Here is a 20,154-nt window from a genome sequence, read left to right on the forward strand (position 1 = left end):
TGTGACGCGCCGTGTCCGGAGTGTCGCGAAACGCGACACTCCGACCGGGGTTAAGGCGGCATCGCGCGTACCAACTGTTCCGAAAAAAGGCGCTGCATGCCCCCATTTCCCCATCCGCTGTCCCACCATTCCCCCGACCAGTCCGCCACGCCGGGACCGGACGCGTCGGGACTGGATGCCTCGTGGCGCCGGTGCGGCCATGACCACGGCCTCGACCCCTTTGCATCCCACATGCCGCCCGTGTTGTGCGGCGCCGAACTGCGCCAGTGCTGCCAGCGGGCGGGGAAGGTGCTGCGCCATGCGGAAACGGCCATGGACCAGCTGCGGGCCATGCTGTCGCCGCTGGGATATGCGACGCTGCTGGCCGATGCCGATGGCGTTGTCCTGACCCACCGGATCGAGACAGACCAGCGCCGGGGTTGCCGCCGATGGTGCCTGTGGCCCGGCGCGATCTGGAACGAAGCGCGGGAGGGCACGAATGCCGTGGGCACCAGCCTTGCCGAAGGGCGGAGCGTCGCGGTCCATGGCGCGCAGCACTGGCGCACCGCCCTGCGCGGGCTGGCGTGCGTGGCAACCCCGGTGCATGACGCGCTGGGCCGCGTGGCGGGGGTGGTCAACGCCAGTTCCTTTCACCCCAGCGATGACGGGCGGGAAATCGCGCTGATCGCCGCGACCGTGACGCAGGCGGCGCGGCGGATCGAACGCGCGGCCTTCATGGACCTGTACCGGGGACATGCGATCATGCTGCTGGGCGAAGGGACGGACGGATCGGTGCCCATGATCGCGCTGGATGGCGAACGCGTCGTGGTGGGCGCGACGCATGCCGCGCGCGTCCATATGGGCATCGCCCCGGCGCAGGACCTCAATTTCTGCCTGCTTGACGACACGGCCGAGGACGAAGCCGAAGGCGGCCTGCGCCACGCGCAGAAGATGGCGATCCGTTCCGCGCTGGCCACCGCACGGGGAAAGGTCGCGGTCGCGGCGCGGATCCTGGGGATCAGCCGCTCCACCCTGCATCGCAAGCTGCGCATGCTCGGCCCGCCGGCCACGCAGCCCTGTCACTGATACCTCTTCTTGGCCCCCTGCGTCCGCGCCCGTCACGCAGGGGCGGTCTGTGCGCGCACCCCTCCCCCGAACCGTGCGGAAGCGTTATGATCGGGCGGCAAGGGAGTGATGCGAAATGACGTTTCCGATCAGGCTGGCGACGCTGGCCGTTGCGACGGGGCTGCTGTCGGCCTGCGCCACGGGCGGGGATGGTCCTTACAACATGGGGCTGACCGGGCCTGACGGGCCGCCCATCGCGGACAATGACTGGAACCAGACCCAGATGGGGATGGGGGCGTATTACGGGCCGGATAATGACGGATTTGCGGCGCAGGGGCTGGATGGCGGGCCGCCCAACTATATCGACGACGAATACATGCCCCTGCCCTGAAATCATAAAAGTTTTTGATGAAGCTTTTTGCAAAAAGCTTCAAAAAGACGACACCCGGAAACTTTTGCTATCCTTTATCGGCAGGCTGTTTTCAGGCGCTTTTGCAAACGGAACCGGGCGGGTGGATCATTCGCGGTTGTCGCACGGGTCGTGCGCCAGCATGAAGTCCGCAACGCCCGCGCGGATCGCGCGTTCAAAGGCAGCGAGCGTTTCCTCGCCCACGTAATGTTCCATCCCCTCGGCGTCGATGCTGGCGTTCTTCTCGCTGATGCCCAGCGCGCGCAGGAAGGTTTCCACGATATGGTGGCGCGCCTGGCTGTCGGCGGCCATCTTCTCCCCCGCCTCGGTCAGGAAGATGCCGCGATAGGGGCGGCGCGTGACAAGGCCGTCCGCCTCCAGCCGGCACAGCATCTTGGCCACCGTTGGCTGCGATACGCCCAGACGCTGCGCGATGTCGACCTGACGCGCCTCCTGCCCCTCATGCAGCAGGTCGGCGATCAGTTCGACGTAATCCTCCACCAGGGCGGTCTTGCGTGACTGGCGTGCCTGCTCGAATCCCGCCGACTGGGTCCGGGGATCAGGCATGCAGCCAGGTTTTCTGCGCCTCATGCTATGCGTCTCCTGGATATCGGAACGGGGAGGATACGGGCGGCCGGACGTGGACATCATTGATATGACTTATACAGCAGTTTCCCCGCCCCTCAATTCCCTGCCCGTCCGTCACGACGCACGACGGGGCACCGATATCGGTATGGATTGCAGATGGCTGTCCCACGGACATGGGGGATGGCCCGGCATCCGGCGACATGGCGCACGGCGCGTGCTGGCCCCACCCGTCCCATCCCAATGACCGGCGCGACGGGGCGCCTCCGCGCCGCCCGTACGGGATGGCCGGGTGCTGCAATGCCGGGACGATGGTTCATGCAGCCCGACGTCAGGACATGACCGGACGTCGCCTGCATGCCGTCCCTTACCCGCGCGGGGCGCGGCTGTCGGGTCGGATGGGGTAGAACCAGCAGCCGGATGCATCGCTGTCGCGCATCTGCGCCTGCGTCATGGGAACGGGGCCCAGCACGTCGCCGCCGGGGCGCCATCCCTCCGGCGTCATGACATCGCCATCCGCCGAACGCTGGAGCGCGGCGAGCAGCCGCAGCAGTTCGTCCACCGAACGCCCCACCGACATGGGATACCAGATGATCGCGCGCACGATCCCGGTCGGGTCGATGAAATAGGTGGCGCGCACCGTGGCGCTGTCATGCGCGTCGGCCGACAGCATGCCGTACGCATGCCCCACCGCCATGGACGGGTCCTCTACCACGGGAAAGGGGACCTCCACGCCGAAGCGGGCGCGAATCGCCTCCAGCCATGCAAGGTGGGAATACAGGCTGTCCACCGACAGGCCCATCAGGGCACATCCCATGGCCTCGAACCGGGGATATTCACGCGCCAGCGCCATGAACTCGCTGGTGCAGACGGGCGTGAAATCCGCGGGGTGGGAGAAAAACAGCAGCCATTTCCCGCGGAAATCGGCCAGGCGCATTTCCCCCTGGCTAGTGCGGGCCTGAAAATCCGGGGCCGGGTCGCCAATACGCAACGGATGCCGTGCCGTGACGTTGGAAACGGAAGAAGGAGTGCCATCGTTCATTGTCTGCCCCTTTTGCATCTACTGCATCTTGACGCAAGATGTCCGTCAACATACATTTATTATGTAATTTTTAAACTATCGTGAAGACAAGACCATGTCAGATCCAGTCATCACCGCCGCCGCACATCAGGTTCTAACGGCCCTGACGTCCGACAAGGTGCCGGTCGTAAAGACTTTTTTTGACAGGGCGACCTTCACGGCGACCCACGTCGTCCATGATCCCGCCACGCGCGCGGCGGCCGTCATCGACAGCGTGATGGAATACGATCCGGCGGCGGGACGGACCGGTCACCACCTTGCGCAGGAAATCGTGGATTACGTGCGCGGCCACGACCTGAAACTGGAATGGCTGCTGGAAACGCATGTCCATGCCGACCACCTGTCGGCCGCCCCGTGGATCCAGGAACAGCTGGGTGGAAAGCTGGCGATCGGGGCGGACATCGTCCGGGTGCAGGACATTTTCGGCAAGCTGTTCAATGCCGGGACCCGCTTCGCGCGCGACGGGTCGCAGTTCGACCACCTGTTCCATGACGGGGAGACGTTCATGCTCGGCTCCATCCCCGCCATCGCGTTGCATGTGCCGGGCCATACGCCTGCCGACATGGCGTATGTCATCGGGGATGCGGCGTTCATCGGCGATACGCTGTTCATGCCCGATTACGGCACGGCGCGCGCCGATTTCCCCGGCGGGGACGCGCGCGCGCTGTACCGTTCCATACGCCGGCTGCTGTCGCTGCCGGCGCGGACCCGGCTGTTCCTGTGCCATGATTACAAGGCGCCGGGACGCGACACGTTCGCATGGGAAACCACCGTCGGGGCGGAACGCGAACATAACGTCCATGTCCATGACGGCGTGGGCGAGGACGAATTCGTCGCCATGCGGACGGGCCGCGACGCGACGCTGTCGATGCCCGGCCTGCTGATGCCCTCGGTCCAGGTGAACATGCGTGGCGGCCACCTGCCGGAGGCCGAGGAAAACGGCACCCGTTATATCAAGATCCCGATTGACCGCGTGTGATGCGCGGCCCATTCCTGCCATAACGCCAGACTAAAGATACCGCCACCCTTTCGTTATCAAGGAGATAGCCAGACATGAACGACACCCCCGCTCCCTCCGCTCCTTCCCTGACCTCCAGCGCGCGGGGCCTGACCTATGACATCGCCATCATCGGTGGCGGGGCTGCCGGCATTTCCACGGCGGCAAGCATCCTCAAGCGCAAGCCGGGCATTACCGTCGCCATTGTCGAACCGTCAGGGTCGCATTTCTATCAGCCGGGCTGGACGCTGGTGGGTGGCGGCGTCTTCAAGCAGTCGCAGACGCGGCGGTCGGAAAAGAAGCTGATCCCGGCGGGCGCGGACTGGATCCAGGCCGCCGCCACGGGGTTCGAGCCCGACAGCCACCTTGTCCACCTGTCGAACGGGTCGTCGGTGCGTTACGGCATCCTGATCGTCGCCACCGGCATCATGCTGGACTGGGACGCGGTCGAGGGCCTTTCGGAAACGCTGGGACGCAATGGCGTCACCTCCAACTACCGCTATGACCTTGCGCCCTATACATGGCAGCTGGTCCAGACGCTGGGGCGCGGCAACGCGGTCTTTACCCAGCCGCCCATGCCCATCAAGTGCGCGGGCGCGCCGCAGAAGGCCATGTACCTGGCATGCGATGCGTGGCGACGTCGCGGCATTTCCGACAACATCGCCGTGTCATTCCATACCGCGACACCCAGCCTGTTCGGGGTCAAGGACTATGTCCCCGCGCTGATGGAATATATCGAGCGTTACCGCATCGACCTGCAGCTGAAATCCAACCTTGTCGCCGTTGATGGCGCGCGTCAGGTCGCCACCTTCTCCAACGTCGGGGCGGATGGCGCCACCTCCCGCAGCGAGGTGGAGTTCGCGATGCTGCATGCCGTCCCGCCGCAGCGCGCGCCAGATGTCATCCGCAACAGCCCGCTGGCGGGCAAGGACGGGTTTGTCGCGGTGGACCCCGCCACGCTGCGCCATGTCAAGTATGACGACATCTTCGCGCTGGGCGATATCGCAGGCACGTCGAACGCCAAGACGGCGGCCGCCGTGCGCAAGCAGGCCCCAATCGTGGCCGTCAATGCGCTGGCCGCGCTGGAGGGACGCCCGATGGTGGCGGACTATGACGGCTATGGCGCATGCCCGCTGACGGTGGAACGCGGCAAGATCGTGCTGGCGGAATTCGGCTATGGCGGCAAGCTGGAGCCGACCCTGCCGACATGGCTGCTCGACGGCCGTCGTCCGACGCACCTGGCATGGCTGCTGAAGGAATATGTCATGCCGCTGCTGTACTGGGACGGGATGCTCAAGGGTCGCGAACTGATGGTCGAACCGCGCCCCCTCACCTCCAAGAGCTGAGCCTTCCGCAGGCCGCGCCGCTCCCCCGCGTGATGCAATAACGGGAGCGGGCGTCCCTGCCATTGACGGACACGACGCATCATATGCCGCGACCGATGATGCATCGGACGTAAAAGCGGCGTATGAAGCGGCGGTCATGAAGAAAACATCCACCCCCGCCCCCATCACCCATCATGTCGGCAGTTCCCGTCCGCTGCGCCTGTCCGATGACGTGGTCAGCCACGCCATCTATGGCGGGCCGGGCAAATGCTACCGCTATACCCTGACGCGCACATGGGACCCGGCGCGGCCCGCCGTGATGTGGCTGATGATGAACCCCTCCGTCGCGACGGAAGAAGGCGACGACCGCACGGTTGCCAAGTGCCAGCGGTACGCGCGGGCATGGGGATACGGGTCGATTTTCGTGGGCAACACCTTCGCCTACCGCTGCACCGACCAGACCCGCCTGATGGAGGTGCCGGACCCGGTCGGGCCGGAAAATGACCACTACCTCCTCGACATGGCGCGCCGGGCCGACATGGTGATCGCGGCCTATGGATCGCCGCGCTATCCCGCCCTGCGGGAACGCGGGACGCAGGTGGTGCGCATGCTGCAGCAGGCCGGGATCGCGGTATATGTCCTGCGGCTGAGCAGTCGCGCGCGGCGGCCCGAACACCCCCTCTACCTGCCTGCCGACCTGCGGCCGACGCTGCTGCCGCCCGTCGATACGCTTACCCCGGACTGAGTTCCGCGCCCCGCGCTGGCCCCCTGCGTCATTCCAGCGCAAGGGCAAGCTGGCGCGCCCCGGCCTGCGCGCGCGGGACGAGGGTGGACAGCGTGACGCCCAGCAGGCGGATGCCGCGTTCGGGCGGAATACATCCGCGCAGCAGTCCGCGCGCATGGGCATGGAGTTCCTCTGCCGAGGCCACGGCCTCCATCAGCGTGCAGGCGCGCACGATCTGCCGGAAGTCGTTGTACTTGACCTTGAGCGTCACCGTCCGGCCGGTGATGTCGCGCCGTTCGCAGCCATGCCAGACGCGCTGGCACATCTCGGAAACCGGCCCGGCCATGTCGGCCCATTCATACAGGTCGCGCTCGAACGTCCTTTCCGTGCCCAGCGACTTGCGCGGGCGATCGGGCTCCACCGGGCGATGGTCGATCCCCCGCGCGACGCCGTGATAGAAGGAGGCGACCTTTCCGAAATGCCGGGTCAGGTATGTCAGGTCCCGCGCCCGCAGGTCGCGGCCGGTATGGATGCCCAGCGCGTGCATGCGCGCCGCCGTGGCGGGACCGATGCCATGGAACTGCTCCACCCCCAGATCGGCGACGAAATCCGCCCCCTGCCCCGGCGTGATGACATGCAGGCCATCGGGCTTGCGATAGTCGGAGGCCAGCTTGGCCAGAAACTTGTTGTATGACACCCCGGCAGAGGCGGTCAGCCCGGTCTCCTCCCTGATGGCGGCGCGGATTTCATGCGCGATCCGGGTGGCCGAACCGCGCACCAGCAGCGGCCGCGTCACGTCCAGATAGGCCTCATCCAGCGAAAGCGGCTGTATCAGCAGGGTATAGCGGGCGAAAATCCGGTGAATCTGTGCCGAAACCGCCCGATACACGTCAAAGCGCGGCGGCACGAAAATCAGGTCGGGACATTTGCGGCGGGCGGTCACGGACGGCATGGCCGAACGGACACCGAACCGCCGGGCCTCGTAACTGGCGGCGGCAACCACGCCACGCTGCCGGTCGCCGCCCACGGCGACGGGACGCCCCCGCAGGGCGGGATTGTCGCGCTGTTCCACCGAGGCATAGAAGGCATCCATGTCCACATGGATGATCCGGCGCATGTCCGGCGCCTGCGTCATGGATACCCGCGACAGGCAGGCCCGTCATGGGCCGGGTGGACGCGACGCGCCGCAACCCCGGGGGGCCACGGCCACGTCACGGATCGTTCAATCAGCCGTTGCACTTCTTTTTCTTGACGAAGAAGAAGACAAGCCCGGCGATCGCCCCAAGCGCCAGGATGCCCTTAAGGCAGGGGGACTTGGACGGGCACTTCGTCGTACATTCGGACATAGGTAGAGTTCCTCAGTTCTGTCATCTTCGTTCCCAGACGGAACGAAACGCAGCCATTCTAGCGCAGGCCGCCCGATCGGGCATACCGGATTTCACGATGCCAGCCTCCCGTTCATGCCCGAAAAATGCGTGGACACATGAAATTACCCGCCTGTCACCCTATTGACATGCGATGGGAGAGGAGCGGGGATGCACGTGCCTACCTTATTGTTGCGAAGGTTTGCGGGTAATCATGTCATCCAAATATTTTCAGAGGGTCATGGAAATGAAAAAAATTGGACTTCTGTCTGCCTCGCTGCTGATGCTGGGTGCCGCGACCGGCGTTGCATCGGCCACGCCGTCCAACACGCGTGCGGTCAACCGCGACTTCACCAAGCTGTCGATCGACGGCAGCCGCGCGTTCGACGACATCGCGATGGCCCGCACCGCCCTGGCCAACAATGACAGCGCCGGCGCGGCGAAGCTGCTGACCGATGCCAGCCATGCCTTTACCCGCGCCAAGACCGACAACCGCGTGTTCATGAAGGCCGAATCGCAGCTGTCGCAGCCCAAGAAGACCCCCGCCGGCGCGCCCGCCCCGTCCGCCGCCCCCAGCACGCAGCCTGTCGCGTGGCTGCCGGTTGATGGCGAATACATCGTGACCGAGGATCTGGAGCCGACCTCCAGCAAGGGAACGGCGGTCGCAGCCGCCAACTCCAGCCTGAACAAGGGCCAGACCGCGCAGGCCAGCCAGAACCTGCAGGTCGCGGCGGTGGACGTTGACTTCGTCCTGGCCGTGGCACCGCTGCAGGCCAGCTCCGACGACGTGTACCGCGCGTCCAACCTGCTGGCGGGCAAGGACACCAAGGGCGCGGACGCGGCGCTGGCCGATGCCCAGAACGCGGTCCGTTTCGTGTCCGAGGACATGGTGGAAACCCCTGACGCCCCTGCTGGGGCCAAGGGTGGCAAGGCCGCCAAAAGCAAGTAAGGCAGCCCCGTTACCGGCGGTTCCGCGCCTGTCGACGCGCATGTCGAAAGGCATGGAACCGCCCCTTTACGCCCGGGTTTCCAGCCACGGTCACGTGGAATGCGGACCCGGGCGGTCAGGCCATCATGGACCCGGCGACCCGGTCGCATGCATGTCCGCAGGAACCTGAATTATGCGATTCGTCGTCATGGCGGGGATGGCCGGGATCATGACCGGCATGGCTGCCCTCTCCGCGCCTTTTGCATGGGGGGGCGACATCCATATCTGCGTGGACCGCCGCGTCATGGCGATGGATCCCGCACCCAATGCCCCGCATTTCGATTCGATCACGGTGCCCGGCGGCACGGTCTTCAATTACGCCGGCCATGCCTTCGGCCCCGCCGACGATCCGCTGGACGAGGCGCATGCCGCCCCTTACGGCAATGGCTGGCGTGGCCTGCCACCGGGGGAGGAACAGCGCAGGCGCGCGTTGCAGATGGAAGATATCGGGGGCGACAAGGGATATCACCGCCCCGAAGCCGCCGTTATGACCAGTGCCCCCGCCGTGCTGACCGCCGCCCGTCCCTGCGCCACCGTCACCGCGCAGGCTGTCCTTTCGGCCGACTGGACATGGACCGCCGATCACATCCCGGCCGATCCCCATGTCTATTTCCAGGCCTATGGCAGCGTGCAGGGCACGCACTTCGACCCGACATTCGCCACGGATCCGGACCTGTTCCAGTGGATTGCGGCGCATGGGGGGCTGAACGGTATCGTGACATCCGATATCGAACAGTCCATCACCCTTCATTCGGACGACTGATTTTCCCGACTGATTTACCCGGCAGATCTTTCCTGCCGGTCCCCGCGTCCGATCCCTGATCCGCACAACCGCGCCGGTCATGCGGATGGCCGCAGGGACGCATAATCGTCATGGCGACAAACCGTTATTCTTCTGGCACATTCACATCCAGTCACGCCCCTGTCGGCAGGGTGTCCCCGTTTTCGCCAGGACGTAACGCATGGAGATCCGAATGGCGCTGTACCAGTCTTCGCAGTTCATAACGGCATGGACCGACCCGGAATTCGACCGGCTGCACCATCCCCGTACTCCTGCGCCACATTCGGGTATCTACCGCTGCGTCGGCTGCGGGTTCGAAATCGCCGCAAGCGAAGGGCAGCTCCTGCCGCCCATCCATGCCCATCCCCACCGCCTTGGCACGCAGGAAGTGTGGCAGATGATCGTCTATGCCGACCATCGCCTGAAATAGGTCCCGGCCGCCGCCGTCCCCGGAGGAAAGACACGCGGCAAGAGGGCATCGTCAGGCGCGGCTTACCACCAGCCACCGCCCCAGCCCGGACCCCAGCCCGGTCCACCGCCCCAGCCCCACATGCCCCAGTTCCACGAGGCATCTTCATACATGTCCGCGGTCATCTGCTGCTGATCCGCAAGGTTCTGCGCCTGCACATAGGACTGGTACCGGCCATAGGCGGCCTGGTTGCCAACATAGATGCAGTTACAGACCTTGGGGTCAGAGTAGATATAGAGAACATGATCGCCGAACGGCTTCTGAAGGAAACGGTTCGGCGGCAGCTTCTGCAACATCTCCTGACGCTGCGGCGTATTCGCGGGACGCGCGACAAACCCTGCCGCCGCGAGGCTGTTCTCGCGGTCGGCGATCTGGTCACGCACGCTTTCACACCCGGCAAGCGAGAGGCAGGCCATGGTCACGAATGCCGGAAACGCCCATAGAATCCGATTCGTCCTGATCTTGGTTTTCATCCAGATACCCCTTGTTCCATTCCGTTCATATTCCCGATCCCCGACGCTGGCAAAGGCGAACGGAATGCCGTGCGGGACATGACGCACGATTCATCCGACGAAAATATCACGTTCCCCACGCGTTACGATATTCCCCCCTGATGTGCCGGCCCGCAGTGATACATTATTTTTCATGGACTTTGATTTATCTCATGTCCGGTGGACGAATTCCCATGCGATACCAGAAGGGCGATGGGGGCATCGCATATCGAATCATCACTTTAAACTTTGGCGGGGCCACATTGTTGGCTCCGCCTTTTTTTCACTTTTGCGACATTTCAGGCCGCATGCGCCCGAACGGCGCGGCCATTGAAAAACCCGCCACGAGGCAACTCATGGCGGGTTTTTTCGTTGCATATCGCCCGACAGCATGGGGGCATTGCTGTCGGGCGATACGGAAAGGATGTCGTCAGGTCACGGAACCACGAACGTCGCGCGACGTTGCACGGGCGGCGACATGGGGTGGCAGTTCACCTTCCGCCGGCACGGACAGGTTCATCTCGGGCGCCGTCGCGCCGACCCCGTCGTCCCTGAGCATGTAGCCCTGTCCCCATACGGTGGTGATCAGGTTTTCACCCCCCGCTTTCTGCAGCTTCTTGCGCAGCTTGCACACGAACACGTCGATGATCTTCATTTCCGGTTCGTCCATGCCGCCATACAGGTGGTTGAGGAACGCATCCTTGGTCAGGACCATGCCCTTACGCAGCAGCAGCAGTTCAAGGATCATGTATTCCTTGCCCTTCAGGTGAACGGACCGCCCGTTGACGGAGACATCGCGACTGTCGAGCGAAAGCCGCAGCGCGCCTGCCTGCAGCGTCGGTTCGCTGTATCCCTTGGACCGGCGGATGACGGCCTGCATGCGCGCCGTCAGTTCCATCGCGTCATAGGGACGGGTGACGTAATCATCCGCGCCGGTTGAAAATGCCCTGACCTTGGCCTGGGCGCTGCCCCGCGATGACAGGATCAGGACCGGCGTCGTGATCCGCGCCGCGCGGCAGCGACGCACGACATCGTATCCCTCCATGTCCGGCAGGCCCAGTTCCATGACGGCAATGTCATAATCATACAGTTTCAGCATCGCGACCGCATCATGACCCGATGCCGCATGGTCCACCATGAAACCGACAGCATGCAACTGACTGGTCTCCATGCTGGCCAGGGCCGTGTTCGGTTCAACAAGCAACACACGCATATCGACCACCAAATTTTTGTTAATATATGTTGCTACCTATAGGTGTATTTTTTTCATTAAACAATCTTAAGGTTGTGAATAAACCCCGTTACACTCATTCACAAGAAGAATATAATCCTAACGATTCCGAAAAAGAATTCAATAGCACCCGAAATTTCAGGGATTTAAGCAGGAAATCCTTGCCTCTTCATTTCGCAGCAGGAGGGAGATGCCTCGAAAATGACACGTTGTGCGTGCACGAATGGCGCACCGTGCAACCTGCTCTTCCATGAAGAGTGGCCCTGCCGGTGCCGGACATCCGGCCCGAATGATCCTGTCAGCAGGAAAAATAGGATGTCAGGACAATGCCGTATGCTGCATCGCGGTCCGCGATGACATCATCGTTGCCTGTTTTCATATCGTAATTGCCTGACCGTCCCCGTCCCACCCGCATCCATCCAGATCGAGCGGTACGGCGAAAGTCACACAGGTCGCATCACGATGTCGTGATATCGACCCCATGATTGACCGGGCCGGCCCCGTGCCCGTATCCGGGCGCCGCCGCGATGGCACGATAGAGATAGTCGCGCGCCCGCACGATGGCCGCACGCAGATCCATGCCCTGCCCCAGCCCCGTGGCAATCGCGCTGGCCAGGGTGCAGCCGGTGCCATGCGTGTGCACCGTATGCAGCCGGGTGGAGGTAAAGGTTTCCACCTGCCCCTGCTGATCGACAAACACATCCACCAGTTCGTCGCCCGGCAGATGTCCCCCCTTCAGCAGCACGGCCCGCGCGCCCATTTCGCGCAGGTCCAGCGCGGCCTGACGCATATCGCCCGCCTCGCGCACCGGGCGGTCCAGCAGGACCTCCGCCTCAGGCAGGTTCGGGGTCAGCAGGTCCGACAACGGCAGCAGCCGCGCCTTCAGCGACCGGACCGCCGCCTGCTGCAGGAGCGACGCCCCGCCCTTGGCCACCATGACCGGATCCAGCACATAGGGAATCCCGGGCCGCGTCGCGATCATGTCCGCCACCGCGTCGATGACCTCGCTCCGGTCCAGCATGCCGCTCTTGAAGGAATCGACACCGATATCCTCCATCACGCAGCACATCTGCGCCGTGACAAAGGCGGGGGGAACGGCAAGCACGTCATGCACGCCGCGCGTATCCTGTGCCGTCAGCGCCGTGATGGCGGTCATGGCAAAACCGCCCAGCGCGGTAATCGTCTTGATGTCCGCCTGTATGCCCGCGCCACCACCGCTGTCGCTGCCCGCGATGACGAGAATGCGCCCCCGCACCGGATCAGGCCATCATCTGCACGGCGGTGATGGCATTGCACATGTCATCGACCACCTGACGGACAAGCTGCTCGTCCTCGGCCTCCACCATGACGCGGATCAGCGGCTCAGTCCCGCTTTCACGCAGGACAAGCCGCCCGCGATCCCCCAGCAGGTCCTCGGCCGCGCGCCGCGCCTTCTCGATCGCGGGATCATGTAGCGGGCTGCGTCCGGCGAACCGCACGTTGCGCAACAGCTGCGGATACGGGGTAAACATGCGGCAGACCTCGCTGGCGGGGCGTTTTTCCTCCACCAGCACGGCCAAAACCTGCAGCGCGGCGACAAGCCCGTCGCCCGTGGTGGCGAAATCGGACAGCAGCATGTGCCCCGACTGCTCCCCGCCGAGATTCGCGCCAAGTTCGCGCATCTTCTCCACCACGTAACGGTCGCCCACGGCGGTGCGGATCAGTTCCAGCCCCTGTTTCGACAGGAACCGCTCCAGCCCCATGTTCGACATCACGGTCGCGACGATATGCCGCCCCGCCAGACGCCCCTGTTTCATCCATGACCGCGCGATCAGGGCCAGGATCTGGTCCCCGTCGATCAGGCGTCCCTTTTCATCGGAAATCAGCACGCGGTCCGCATCGCCATCCAGCGCGATGCCGATATCGGCGCGATGGCGCGTCACCGCGTTGCACAGGGCTTCCGGCCGGGTGGAACCACAGCCCTCGTTGATGTTGATGCCATCGGGATCACACCCGATGCGGATCACCTCCGCCCCCAGTTCCCACAATGCCGTCGGCGCGACGCGATAGGCGGCGCCGTTCGCGCAGTCGATGACGATCCGCAGTCCGTCCAGCCGCAGCCCGCGCGGAAAGGAGGCCTTGGCGCTTTCGATATAGCGTCCCGCCGCGTCGTTGAGGCGCGAGGCACGGCCGATCTGGTCCGGCGCGGCCAGACGGCCGCTGAGGTCGGAGCGCATCGTTTCCTCGATTTCCGCCTCGACCTCGTCCGACAGCTTGAACCCGTCGGGGCCGAACAGCTTGATACCATTATCGCCATAGGGATTGTGGGAGGCCGAAATCATGACCCCGAGATCCGCGCGCAGGGAGCGGGTCAGCATGGCGATCGCGGGCGTGGGCATCGGCCCGACCAGCGTGACATCCATGCCCGCCGACAGGAAGCCCGACACCAGCGCGCATTCGATCATGTAGCCCGAAAGGCGCGTGTCCTTGCCCAGAAGGACACTGTGGCGATGGGTGCCATGAATGAAGCGCAGACCGGCAGCCTGACCCAGTTTCTGTGCGATTTCAACCGTCATGGGGTCCTGGTTGGCGGTACCGCGTATCCCGTCGGTCCCGAACAGTCTTCTTGTCTTTGTCATGCCTGCGCCATCCCCGGCTGCTTGAACTGCGTGTGCATGGACCTACCTTACCTCGGTCGCATGATCCAGTCCCTGCCATATCTTCAGGCCCTGCATCATGACGCCGACATCGTGAACACGCACGACCGTATTGGGAAATACCAATCCCGGCAGGCTGGCCGCCATGCTGGCCGGATCGCGCCGCGCGGCATCCGCAATGCCGCTCACCTGTCCCACGAACCGCTTGCGCGATACGCCCAGAACCACCCGACATCCCAGATTGGCCAGCAGGGGCAGCCGCGCCAGAAGCTGCATGTTCTGCGACGCGGTCTTGGCAAACCCGATGCCCGGATCGACCATGATGCGGTCACGCGCGATCCCGGCCGCCACGGCGCGTTCGACCCGCTGCCGCAGTTCGCCCACGACGTCGATCGCAACGTCCGTGTAAACCGCGTGGTCGTTCATCGTTTCCGGCGTGCCACGCATATGCATCAGCATGACCGGACACCCCGCCCGCGCCACGACCTCCAGCGCCGCCGCGTCATGCATCAGCGCCGAGACGTCATTGATGACGTCCGCGCCCGCCGCCAGCGCCCGCTCCATCACCAGCGCGTGGCGGGTATCGATGGAAATGACGGCATCGCGGGTGCGCGCGTCCCCCCGGATGGCCGCGATGACGGGGGCGATGCGGGCCCATTCCTCCTCCACTGTGACGCGGGCCGCGCCGGGACGGGTGCTTTCGCCACCGACATCGATCACCGCCGCCCCCTGCGCGACCATCTCCGCCACGGTGGCAAGGGCGCGATCGGCGGCCATGTGCCGTCCGCCATCGCTGAAACTGTCGGGGGTGGCATTGACGATGCCCATGACCAGCGCCCCATCCGGCAGTCCCGCCGCCGGGCATAGCCGGCTTACGCGCGTCACCACGTCATCCCATCCCGCCGGGATGTCGCCTGCCCGCACCAGCCCCGCATCCCGATGCCCCCGCCACAGCCGTGCGAGGGAGAATGCCACCGGACCGCCATACAGCCAGCGCGCCAGCCCCTGCCGCACGGCGTCACGGGCCGCCTGCCCGGCCAGAAGGCCCAGGGGCTCAAGAAGCCTGTCGTCCGTCACGTCCGCATTACCGTCATCATCAATGAACATGCCTCACAGAATAATGGCGGAAGGACCCTGCGATCCTTCCGCCATCATGAATACCCTCATTCCACTTCGCGGGCCTGGTCCTAGCCCGGCTGCGGCGCGGGTCCGACATCCGGGCCATTCGTTGGCGCGGGAAGCGTGCCTGTCGGCGCGGAAGGCGGAACCGACGGGCGGCGGTTTTCCGGCATCGGATCGTCCACCACGACGCGGGTAATCTTCTCGCCCCGCAGGACCTGGCGGATTTCCTCGCCCGTCAGCGTCTCATATTCCAGCAGTGCCTCGCCAAGACGGTGCAGCTGGTCGATATGTTCCAGCAGCAGCGTGCGCGCCCGCAGATACGCCGCGTCAATCAGCTTGCGCACCTCGTTGTCGATCTCACGCGCGGTTTCCTCGGACACGTTCTTGTTCTGCGTCACGCTATGGCCAAGGAAGACCTCCTGCCCGTTGCCGCCATAGGCCACCATGCCGAGCTTGTCGCTCATGCCCCATTCGGTGACCATGCGGCGCGCCACGTCGGTCGCCATCTTGATATCGCCCGACGCGCCGGTGGAAACGTTGTCCGGGCCAAAGATGATTTCCTCCGCCGCGCGGCCACCCATCGCCAGCGTCAGCTTGCCGATGCACCATGAACGGCTTTCGGAATAACGGTCCTTCTCCGGCAGGCTCATGACCATGCCCAGCGCGCGGCCGCGCGGAATGATCGTCGCCTTGTGCACCGGGTCGGACCCCGGCGTCAGGATACCCACCAGTGCATGACCGCCCTCGTGATAGGCCGTCATCTTCTTTTCGTCGTCAGTCATGACCAGCGAACGACGCTCGGCCCCCATCATGACCTTGTCCTTGGCGTTCTCAAACTCCAGCATCGCCACCGTGCGCTTGCCCAGCCGCGCGGCCATCAGCGCGGCCTCATTCACGAGGTTCGCAAGGTCCGCGCCCGAAAAGCCCGGCGTGCCGCGTGCAATCACCTTGGGATCGACATCGGACGCCAGCGGAACCTTGCGCATGTGCACGCGCAGGATCTTCTCGCGCCCCGCCACATCGGGGTTCGGCACCACGACCTGCCGGTCGAAACGGCCCGGACGCAGCAGCGCGGGGTCAAGGACGTCGGGACGGTTGGTCGCGGCAATCAGGATCACGCCCTCATTGCTGTCGAAACCGTCCATTTCCACCAGCATCTGGTTCAGCGTCTGCTCGCGCTCGTCATTACCACCGCCAAGGCCCGCGCCACGATGGCGGCCCACGGCGTCGATTTCATCGATGAAGATGATGCACGGCGCGGCCTTCTTGCCCTGTTCGAACATGTCACGGACACGCGACGCGCCCACGCCGACGAACATTTCGACAAAGTCTGAGCCGGAGATGGTGAAGAACGGGACGTTCGCCTCCCCCGCGATGGCGCGGGCAAGCAGCGTCTTGCCGGTGCCGGGCGGACCGACCAGCAGCACGCCCTTGGGGATCTTGCCGCCCAGACGGGTGAACTTCTGCGGATCACGCAGGAAGTCCACGATTTCCTGCAGTTCGCCCTTGGCTTCATCAATGCCCGCGACGTCATCGAACGTCACGCGTCCCTGCTTTTCCGTCAGCATCCGCGCCCGCGACTTGCCAAAGCCCATCGCGCGCCCGCTGCCGGACTGCATCTGGCGCATGATGAAGATCCATGCCCCCACCATCAGCAGCAGCGGCGCGTAATTGATCAGATAGCGCAGGAAGGGATTGGTGTCGCTGTCGATCGGCTTTGCCACGACTTCGACGCCCTTTTCCGTCAGGCGCGGGATCAGGGTCGCGTCCTGTGGCGCATAGGTATCGAACGATGTCCCGTCCGTCAGGGTGCCGGTAATCGTATGATCCTGCACCACGACGGAGCGCACATGCCCGGAATTCACGTCACTGACGAAATCCGAATACGCCAGCTGCTGCGATGCGTGCTGCGCGCTTCCCGGCTGGAAAACGTTGAACAGCAGCAGCAGCAGTACGATGATGATTACCCACAGGGCCAGGTTCCGGCCGAAATTGTTCATCTTGCCCACTGTTCCATGTGCTGACGCCCTTGTGGACCCGCCGGGGCAGGTCGACTTACAGACACCAAGTTCCTCTTACGTCTTTCTTACATAGGACGATCAGGGCACATTCACACCCCCCATGACAGACCTTTCTGCCAAACGGGTGAGGAATCTGCCCTCAGATACCAAAACATGCATCCGAGGTGGCCGGAACCGGCGGCACGAAGGCGAAACGCCAGCCATGCGGCAGGCCGGGGGCGAACACCCCCATATGCGGCACGGCCACGACATGCCCGTCACGATGAAGCGCGGGCAGCGTGCGCAGCGCCCGCGCCGGCATCACGGGACGGGCACGATCACGCGGCCACCATGCGGCCACGGCACCGGCCGCCCCGACCCGCAGGGACGCCGGAAGCGACGTAGCCCCATCGGGTGCGCGCAGCACGAAACGGCTGTCCCACCGCACGCCCGCATGGGCCGGAACCTGACCTTCCATCGCCGCCTCCTCGCGCAGCAGCAGCCATCCCCCCTTATACGCCATCAGGCGCGTCCCGCCCAGCGTTGCCGCGCGGGGATGTTCACACAAGGCCGCGACGCCGGGACGCGACGGGGCATATTCGCGCCCCCCCACCGTGCGCATCAGCGCGGACATGACATGCGCGCAGGGCAGCCGGGCAGGAAGCTCGACCCATCCCCCGGCATGGAAGCGGGCATGACGCGCCAGCCAGAGCGCGTCCTCCTCCTCGCGACGCATGCGCCGCCTTCCCGCCGCCCGCGCGATCCGCAGCATCCGTTCGCGCAATCCGCCATCCCGCGCCAGTGCCGCGCGGGCGCGGGCGCGTTCGGTGCGCAGGTCGGCGTTAGAGGGATCCTCCACCCATTCCACGCCCGCATGGCGCAGGGTGGCGTAAAGGTCGGGCTTTGCGATATCCAGCAGCGGCCGCACGATGCGCACGTCATGGCCTGCGGCAGCCCGCGCCATGCCGGCCAGCCCGTCGGGGCCGCTGGCGGCGCGACGGCGCATCATGACGGTTTCCGCCTGATCGCCCGCGTGATGCCCCAGCAGGAGGTCGATCGCGCCCAGTTCCCGGCAGGCCGCCACCAGCGCCTGATACCGCATGTGGCGGGCGCGTTCGGCCATGCGGGAGCCGCGCGACAGTCCCTCCAGCCGCAAAAGCCGGGCGGGAATGTCCATGCGGGCAAGGCGTCGCACCGTCTGCGCCGCCTCGGCCGCCGATTCCGCCCGTAATCCATGATCGACAACCAGCCCGACCACCGCCTGCCGCCACCGCCGGGCCAGCAGCGCCAGCGCAAGGCTGTCCGCGCCGCCCGACACGGCAATGGCAACCGGCACCGCATCCGGCCCATCGGGCAGCCATGGCCCCAGTGCGCGCATGATGCGGGCGAACATGTCGTCGCCAACCGGCCGCCCGACCACATCCCCGCTCATCATGCGCGCGACGTCGGCTGTTCCACACCCGTCACGGCTGTATCAGCTGCACTTCGCCTTCTTGCGATAGATGCCTTCCGCGCTGCGGATGCGGGCTTCGGGTTCAGGGAATTCGCTTGCCAGCTTGTCCAGCGCCTGACAGGCCGAAGCCTTGTCACCCAGCGCGACCAGCGTGGCCGCAACCCCCAGCAACGCACTGGGCGCGCGCGCGCCATGCGGGGAGCGGTTATAGGTATCGTAATAGGCCAGCGCCGACTGGCGATACTGTTTCTGTCCCGCCAGCGACTGCGCCAGCAGGTACTGCGCGTCAATCTGGCGCGGGCTTTTGGGACCGGACAGGACCTGCTGCGCATCGGCCTGCGCCGTGGCGTAATCGCGCTGCAGCAGCGCGGCGTTGCCATCCTTCAGGATATCCGCCGCCGTGCGTTTCGCCGGCGCGTCATCCGCCGAGGCAAGCGGGGCTGACGACCCGCCCGACGCAGTACCCGCGCCACTGGCGGCGGATGCCCCGCCATGTCCGTTCTGCATCGCGAAATTCATGTCCGCGATCTGCTTGCTCAGCGTCGCGTTCTGCTGCTGGACCTGATTGGTCAGCTGGTCAATCTGCCCGCGCATGTCACGCGTCTGTTCCTCAAGCGTGTTCACCCGATCCAGAAGCTGCAGCACGAGGTTGCCGTTATCATCGGCCGCCCGCGCCCCCGGCACCTGAAACGCGGCGATCCCGATCGCCATGCCCGCACCCAGCAGGCCCATTCGCAGCGGCCGCCGCCCCGCGCATACAAAGCTGGACACAACAGACCGCATGGATGACATCCCCCTCGAAACTTTTCATGCCGGCGCGCCGGACGCGCCGTATGGAACAGGCATATACCTAAAACAAAACCGGCCGGGTGATAAACACCCGACCGGTTCCGTCAAAACCTCCATTTCCCATGACGGGAAAGGAAACCTTACTGCACCGCGGTAATCGCGTTGCGGTTCTGCGACCACGAAGCTTCGTCATCGCCAGGAGCGGTCGGACGGTCCTTGCCATAGGAAATGGTCGTGATGCGCGACGCGGCGACACCCTTGGCCACCAGATAGTCATGCGCGGCGTTGGCGCGGCGCTGACCCAGGGCAAGGTTGTATTCCTCGGTCCCGCGGTCATCGCAGTTGCCGGCGATCTGGACGTTGACCTGCGGGTACTTCGCCAGCCATGCGGCCTGACGGTCCAGCGTTGCCTTCGCATCGGCGGACAGCGTGTTCTGATTCAGTTCGAAGAACACGCGGTCACCAGCGTTGGCGACCAGGTCGGCTTCGCTACCCGGCGCGGGACCGGTCTGCTGGGTGGCGGCACCGGTGTTGGCGGCCTTGTTCGTGTGGTCGGAGCAGGCGGCAAGGAAAAGGGCCATGCCCGCCGCGCCAAGAAGCTTCAGTCTCATTACGTTTGATCCTGGATTGGTTTCTTTGATATTGAAACCACTTGTTAAATTTCC

General features: G+C 64.8%; 20 protein-coding genes. 8 read left to right on the plus strand and 12 right to left on the minus strand.

The features are described from left to right. Positions 1-96 precede the first annotated feature (96 nt). The gene (locus NJLHNGOC_RS04235; RefSeq protein ID WP_113595257.1) at positions 97-1,065 is read left to right on the plus strand and encodes a helix-turn-helix domain-containing protein; all 969 of its coding nucleotides are present in this window, start codon (positions 97-99) and stop codon (positions 1,063-1,065) included. A gap of 115 nt (positions 1,066-1,180) precedes the next feature. Continuing rightward, on the plus strand, positions 1,181-1,435 hold the full coding sequence (locus NJLHNGOC_RS04240; protein WP_110528821.1) for a hypothetical protein: 255 nt from the start codon (positions 1,181-1,183) through the stop codon (positions 1,433-1,435). A 126-nt stretch (positions 1,436-1,561) separates the two neighbouring features. Here the strand turns inward: NJLHNGOC_RS04240 and mntR are convergent, their stop codons facing one another. Next, positions 1,562-2,044 carry a manganese-binding transcriptional regulator MntR gene (mntR, locus tag NJLHNGOC_RS04245; RefSeq protein ID WP_110528815.1) on the minus strand — a complete coding sequence of 161 codons (483 nt, stop codon included), beginning with the start codon at positions 2,042-2,044 and terminating at the stop codon, positions 1,562-1,564. 361 nt (positions 2,045-2,405) lie between these two features. Further along, positions 2,406-3,080 carry a peroxiredoxin gene (locus NJLHNGOC_RS04250; protein WP_113595320.1) on the minus strand — a complete coding sequence of 225 codons (675 nt, stop codon included), beginning with the start codon at positions 3,078-3,080 and terminating at the stop codon, positions 2,406-2,408. Positions 3,081-3,174: 94 nt separating this feature from the next. Here NJLHNGOC_RS04250 and NJLHNGOC_RS04255 point away from each other — a divergent pair, with 94 nt between their 5' ends. The 3 genes from NJLHNGOC_RS04255 to NJLHNGOC_RS04265 all read left to right on the plus strand — a co-directional run bounded on the left by NJLHNGOC_RS04255 (position 3,175) and on the right by NJLHNGOC_RS04265 (position 6,186). Then, positions 3,175-4,098 carry an MBL fold metallo-hydrolase gene (locus NJLHNGOC_RS04255; RefSeq protein ID WP_113595258.1) on the plus strand — a complete coding sequence of 308 codons (924 nt, stop codon included), beginning with the start codon at positions 3,175-3,177 and terminating at the stop codon, positions 4,096-4,098. Between the two features lie 74 nt (positions 4,099-4,172). Then, positions 4,173-5,462, plus strand: a complete 1,290-nt coding sequence (locus tag NJLHNGOC_RS04260) for an NAD(P)/FAD-dependent oxidoreductase (RefSeq protein WP_113595259.1) — start codon at positions 4,173-4,175, stop codon at positions 5,460-5,462. 136 nt (positions 5,463-5,598) lie between these two features. Continuing rightward, positions 5,599-6,186, plus strand: coding sequence for a DUF1643 domain-containing protein (locus NJLHNGOC_RS04265; RefSeq protein ID WP_113595260.1), 588 nt, complete (start codon positions 5,599-5,601; stop codon positions 6,184-6,186). 28 nt (positions 6,187-6,214) lie between these two features. On the opposite strand, the gene dinB is transcribed toward NJLHNGOC_RS04265, so the two are convergent. Beyond that, the gene (dinB, locus tag NJLHNGOC_RS04270; protein WP_113595261.1) at positions 6,215-7,300 is read right to left on the minus strand and encodes a DNA polymerase IV; all 1,086 of its coding nucleotides are present in this window, start codon (positions 7,298-7,300) and stop codon (positions 6,215-6,217) included. 476 nt (positions 7,301-7,776) lie between these two features. Between dinB and NJLHNGOC_RS04275 the strand changes: the two genes are divergently transcribed. From NJLHNGOC_RS04275 to NJLHNGOC_RS04285, 3 genes are all read left to right on the plus strand, one after another. After that, on the plus strand, positions 7,777-8,478 hold the full coding sequence (locus NJLHNGOC_RS04275; protein ID WP_113595321.1) for a YfdX family protein: 702 nt from the start codon (positions 7,777-7,779) through the stop codon (positions 8,476-8,478). Positions 8,479-8,650: 172 nt separating this feature from the next. Then, positions 8,651-9,280 carry a hypothetical protein gene (locus NJLHNGOC_RS04280; protein ID WP_239021323.1) on the plus strand — a complete coding sequence of 210 codons (630 nt, stop codon included), beginning with the start codon at positions 8,651-8,653 and terminating at the stop codon, positions 9,278-9,280. A 199-nt stretch (positions 9,281-9,479) separates the two neighbouring features. Continuing rightward, complete coding sequence (locus NJLHNGOC_RS04285) at positions 9,480-9,728, plus strand: hypothetical protein (protein WP_113595262.1); 249 nt, start codon at positions 9,480-9,482, stop codon at positions 9,726-9,728. A gap of 62 nt (positions 9,729-9,790) precedes the next feature. Here the strand turns inward: NJLHNGOC_RS04285 and NJLHNGOC_RS04290 are convergent, their stop codons facing one another. The 9 genes from NJLHNGOC_RS04290 to pal form a co-directional block, all read right to left on the minus strand. Then, a complete protein-coding gene (locus tag NJLHNGOC_RS04290; protein WP_113595323.1) occupies positions 9,791-10,183 on the minus strand; it encodes a hypothetical protein in 393 nt (130 codons plus the stop codon). A gap of 505 nt (positions 10,184-10,688) precedes the next feature. Then, complete coding sequence (locus NJLHNGOC_RS04295; protein ID WP_113595324.1) at positions 10,689-11,471, minus strand: response regulator transcription factor; 783 nt, start codon at positions 11,469-11,471, stop codon at positions 10,689-10,691. A 475-nt stretch (positions 11,472-11,946) separates the two neighbouring features. Next, complete coding sequence (thiD, locus tag NJLHNGOC_RS04300; RefSeq protein ID WP_113595263.1) at positions 11,947-12,744, minus strand: bifunctional hydroxymethylpyrimidine kinase/phosphomethylpyrimidine kinase; 798 nt, start codon at positions 12,742-12,744, stop codon at positions 11,947-11,949. A 4-nt stretch (positions 12,745-12,748) separates the two neighbouring features. After that, complete coding sequence (glmM, locus tag NJLHNGOC_RS04305) at positions 12,749-14,107, minus strand: phosphoglucosamine mutase (protein ID WP_113595264.1); 1,359 nt, start codon at positions 14,105-14,107, stop codon at positions 12,749-12,751. Positions 14,108-14,149: 42 nt separating this feature from the next. Further along, on the minus strand, positions 14,150-15,232 hold the full coding sequence (gene folP, locus NJLHNGOC_RS04310; RefSeq protein WP_113595265.1) for a dihydropteroate synthase: 1,083 nt from the start codon (positions 15,230-15,232) through the stop codon (positions 14,150-14,152). An 80-nt stretch (positions 15,233-15,312) separates the two neighbouring features. After that, a complete protein-coding gene (gene ftsH, locus NJLHNGOC_RS04315) occupies positions 15,313-17,247 on the minus strand; it encodes an ATP-dependent zinc metalloprotease FtsH (RefSeq protein WP_113595266.1) in 1,935 nt (644 codons plus the stop codon). A gap of 160 nt (positions 17,248-17,407) precedes the next feature. Then, complete coding sequence (gene tilS / locus NJLHNGOC_RS04320; protein WP_408890549.1) at positions 17,408-18,679, minus strand: tRNA lysidine(34) synthetase TilS; 1,272 nt, start codon at positions 18,677-18,679, stop codon at positions 17,408-17,410. 42 nt (positions 18,680-18,721) lie between these two features. Continuing rightward, the gene (locus NJLHNGOC_RS04325) at positions 18,722-19,432 is read right to left on the minus strand and encodes a tol-pal system YbgF family protein (protein ID WP_408890551.1); all 711 of its coding nucleotides are present in this window, start codon (positions 19,430-19,432) and stop codon (positions 18,722-18,724) included. 197 nt (positions 19,433-19,629) lie between these two features. After that, positions 19,630-20,100, minus strand: coding sequence for a peptidoglycan-associated lipoprotein Pal (gene pal / locus NJLHNGOC_RS04330; RefSeq protein ID WP_110528779.1), 471 nt, complete (start codon positions 20,098-20,100; stop codon positions 19,630-19,632). Between the last annotated feature and the right edge of the window lie 54 nt (positions 20,101-20,154).

The organism is Novacetimonas cocois, assembly GCF_003311635.1.
Taxonomy (GTDB): Bacteria; Pseudomonadota; Alphaproteobacteria; order Acetobacterales; family Acetobacteraceae; genus Novacetimonas; species Novacetimonas cocois.

What these genes read in the sequence shown, in the direction of transcription:
- NJLHNGOC_RS04255 (WP_113595258.1), top strand. Translation starts at nt 3,175, where the DNA reads ATGTCAGATCCAGTCATCACCGCCGCCGCACATCAGGTTCTAACGGCC.
- NJLHNGOC_RS04295 (WP_113595324.1), bottom strand. Translation starts at nt 11,471, where the DNA reads ATGCGTGTGTTGCTTGTTGAACCGAACACGGCCCTGGCCAGCATGGAG.
- NJLHNGOC_RS04235 (WP_113595257.1), top strand. Translation starts at nt 97, where the DNA reads ATGCCCCCATTTCCCCATCCGCTGTCCCACCATTCCCCCGACCAGTCC.
- glmM (WP_113595264.1), bottom strand. Translation starts at nt 14,107, where the DNA reads ATGACAAAGACAAGAAGACTGTTCGGGACCGACGGGATACGCGGTACC.
- NJLHNGOC_RS04250 (WP_113595320.1), bottom strand. Translation starts at nt 3,080, where the DNA reads ATGAACGATGGCACTCCTTCTTCCGTTTCCAACGTCACGGCACGGCAT.
- NJLHNGOC_RS04285 (WP_113595262.1), top strand. Translation starts at nt 9,480, where the DNA reads ATGGAGATCCGAATGGCGCTGTACCAGTCTTCGCAGTTCATAACGGCA.
- folP (WP_113595265.1), bottom strand. Translation starts at nt 15,232, where the DNA reads ATGTTCATTGATGATGACGGTAATGCGGACGTGACGGACGACAGGCTT.
- mntR (WP_110528815.1), bottom strand. Translation starts at nt 2,044, where the DNA reads ATGAGGCGCAGAAAACCTGGCTGCATGCCTGATCCCCGGACCCAGTCG.
- NJLHNGOC_RS04290 (WP_113595323.1), bottom strand. Translation starts at nt 10,183, where the DNA reads ATGGCCTGCCTCTCGCTTGCCGGGTGTGAAAGCGTGCGTGACCAGATC.
- NJLHNGOC_RS04265 (WP_113595260.1), top strand. Translation starts at nt 5,599, where the DNA reads ATGAAGAAAACATCCACCCCCGCCCCCATCACCCATCATGTCGGCAGT.
- pal (WP_110528779.1), bottom strand. Translation starts at nt 20,100, where the DNA reads ATGAGACTGAAGCTTCTTGGCGCGGCGGGCATGGCCCTTTTCCTTGCC.
- NJLHNGOC_RS04280 (WP_239021323.1), top strand. Translation starts at nt 8,651, where the DNA reads ATGCGATTCGTCGTCATGGCGGGGATGGCCGGGATCATGACCGGCATG.
- dinB (WP_113595261.1), bottom strand. Translation starts at nt 7,300, where the DNA reads ATGACGCAGGCGCCGGACATGCGCCGGATCATCCATGTGGACATGGAT.
- NJLHNGOC_RS04275 (WP_113595321.1), top strand. Translation starts at nt 7,777, where the DNA reads ATGAAAAAAATTGGACTTCTGTCTGCCTCGCTGCTGATGCTGGGTGCC.
- NJLHNGOC_RS04240 (WP_110528821.1), top strand. Translation starts at nt 1,181, where the DNA reads ATGACGTTTCCGATCAGGCTGGCGACGCTGGCCGTTGCGACGGGGCTG.
- tilS (WP_408890549.1), bottom strand. Translation starts at nt 18,679, where the DNA reads ATGAGCGGGGATGTGGTCGGGCGGCCGGTTGGCGACGACATGTTCGCC.
- NJLHNGOC_RS04325 (WP_408890551.1), bottom strand. Translation starts at nt 19,432, where the DNA reads ATGGGCCTGCTGGGTGCGGGCATGGCGATCGGGATCGCCGCGTTTCAG.
- NJLHNGOC_RS04260 (WP_113595259.1), top strand. Translation starts at nt 4,173, where the DNA reads ATGAACGACACCCCCGCTCCCTCCGCTCCTTCCCTGACCTCCAGCGCG.
- ftsH (WP_113595266.1), bottom strand. Translation starts at nt 17,247, where the DNA reads ATGAACAATTTCGGCCGGAACCTGGCCCTGTGGGTAATCATCATCGTA.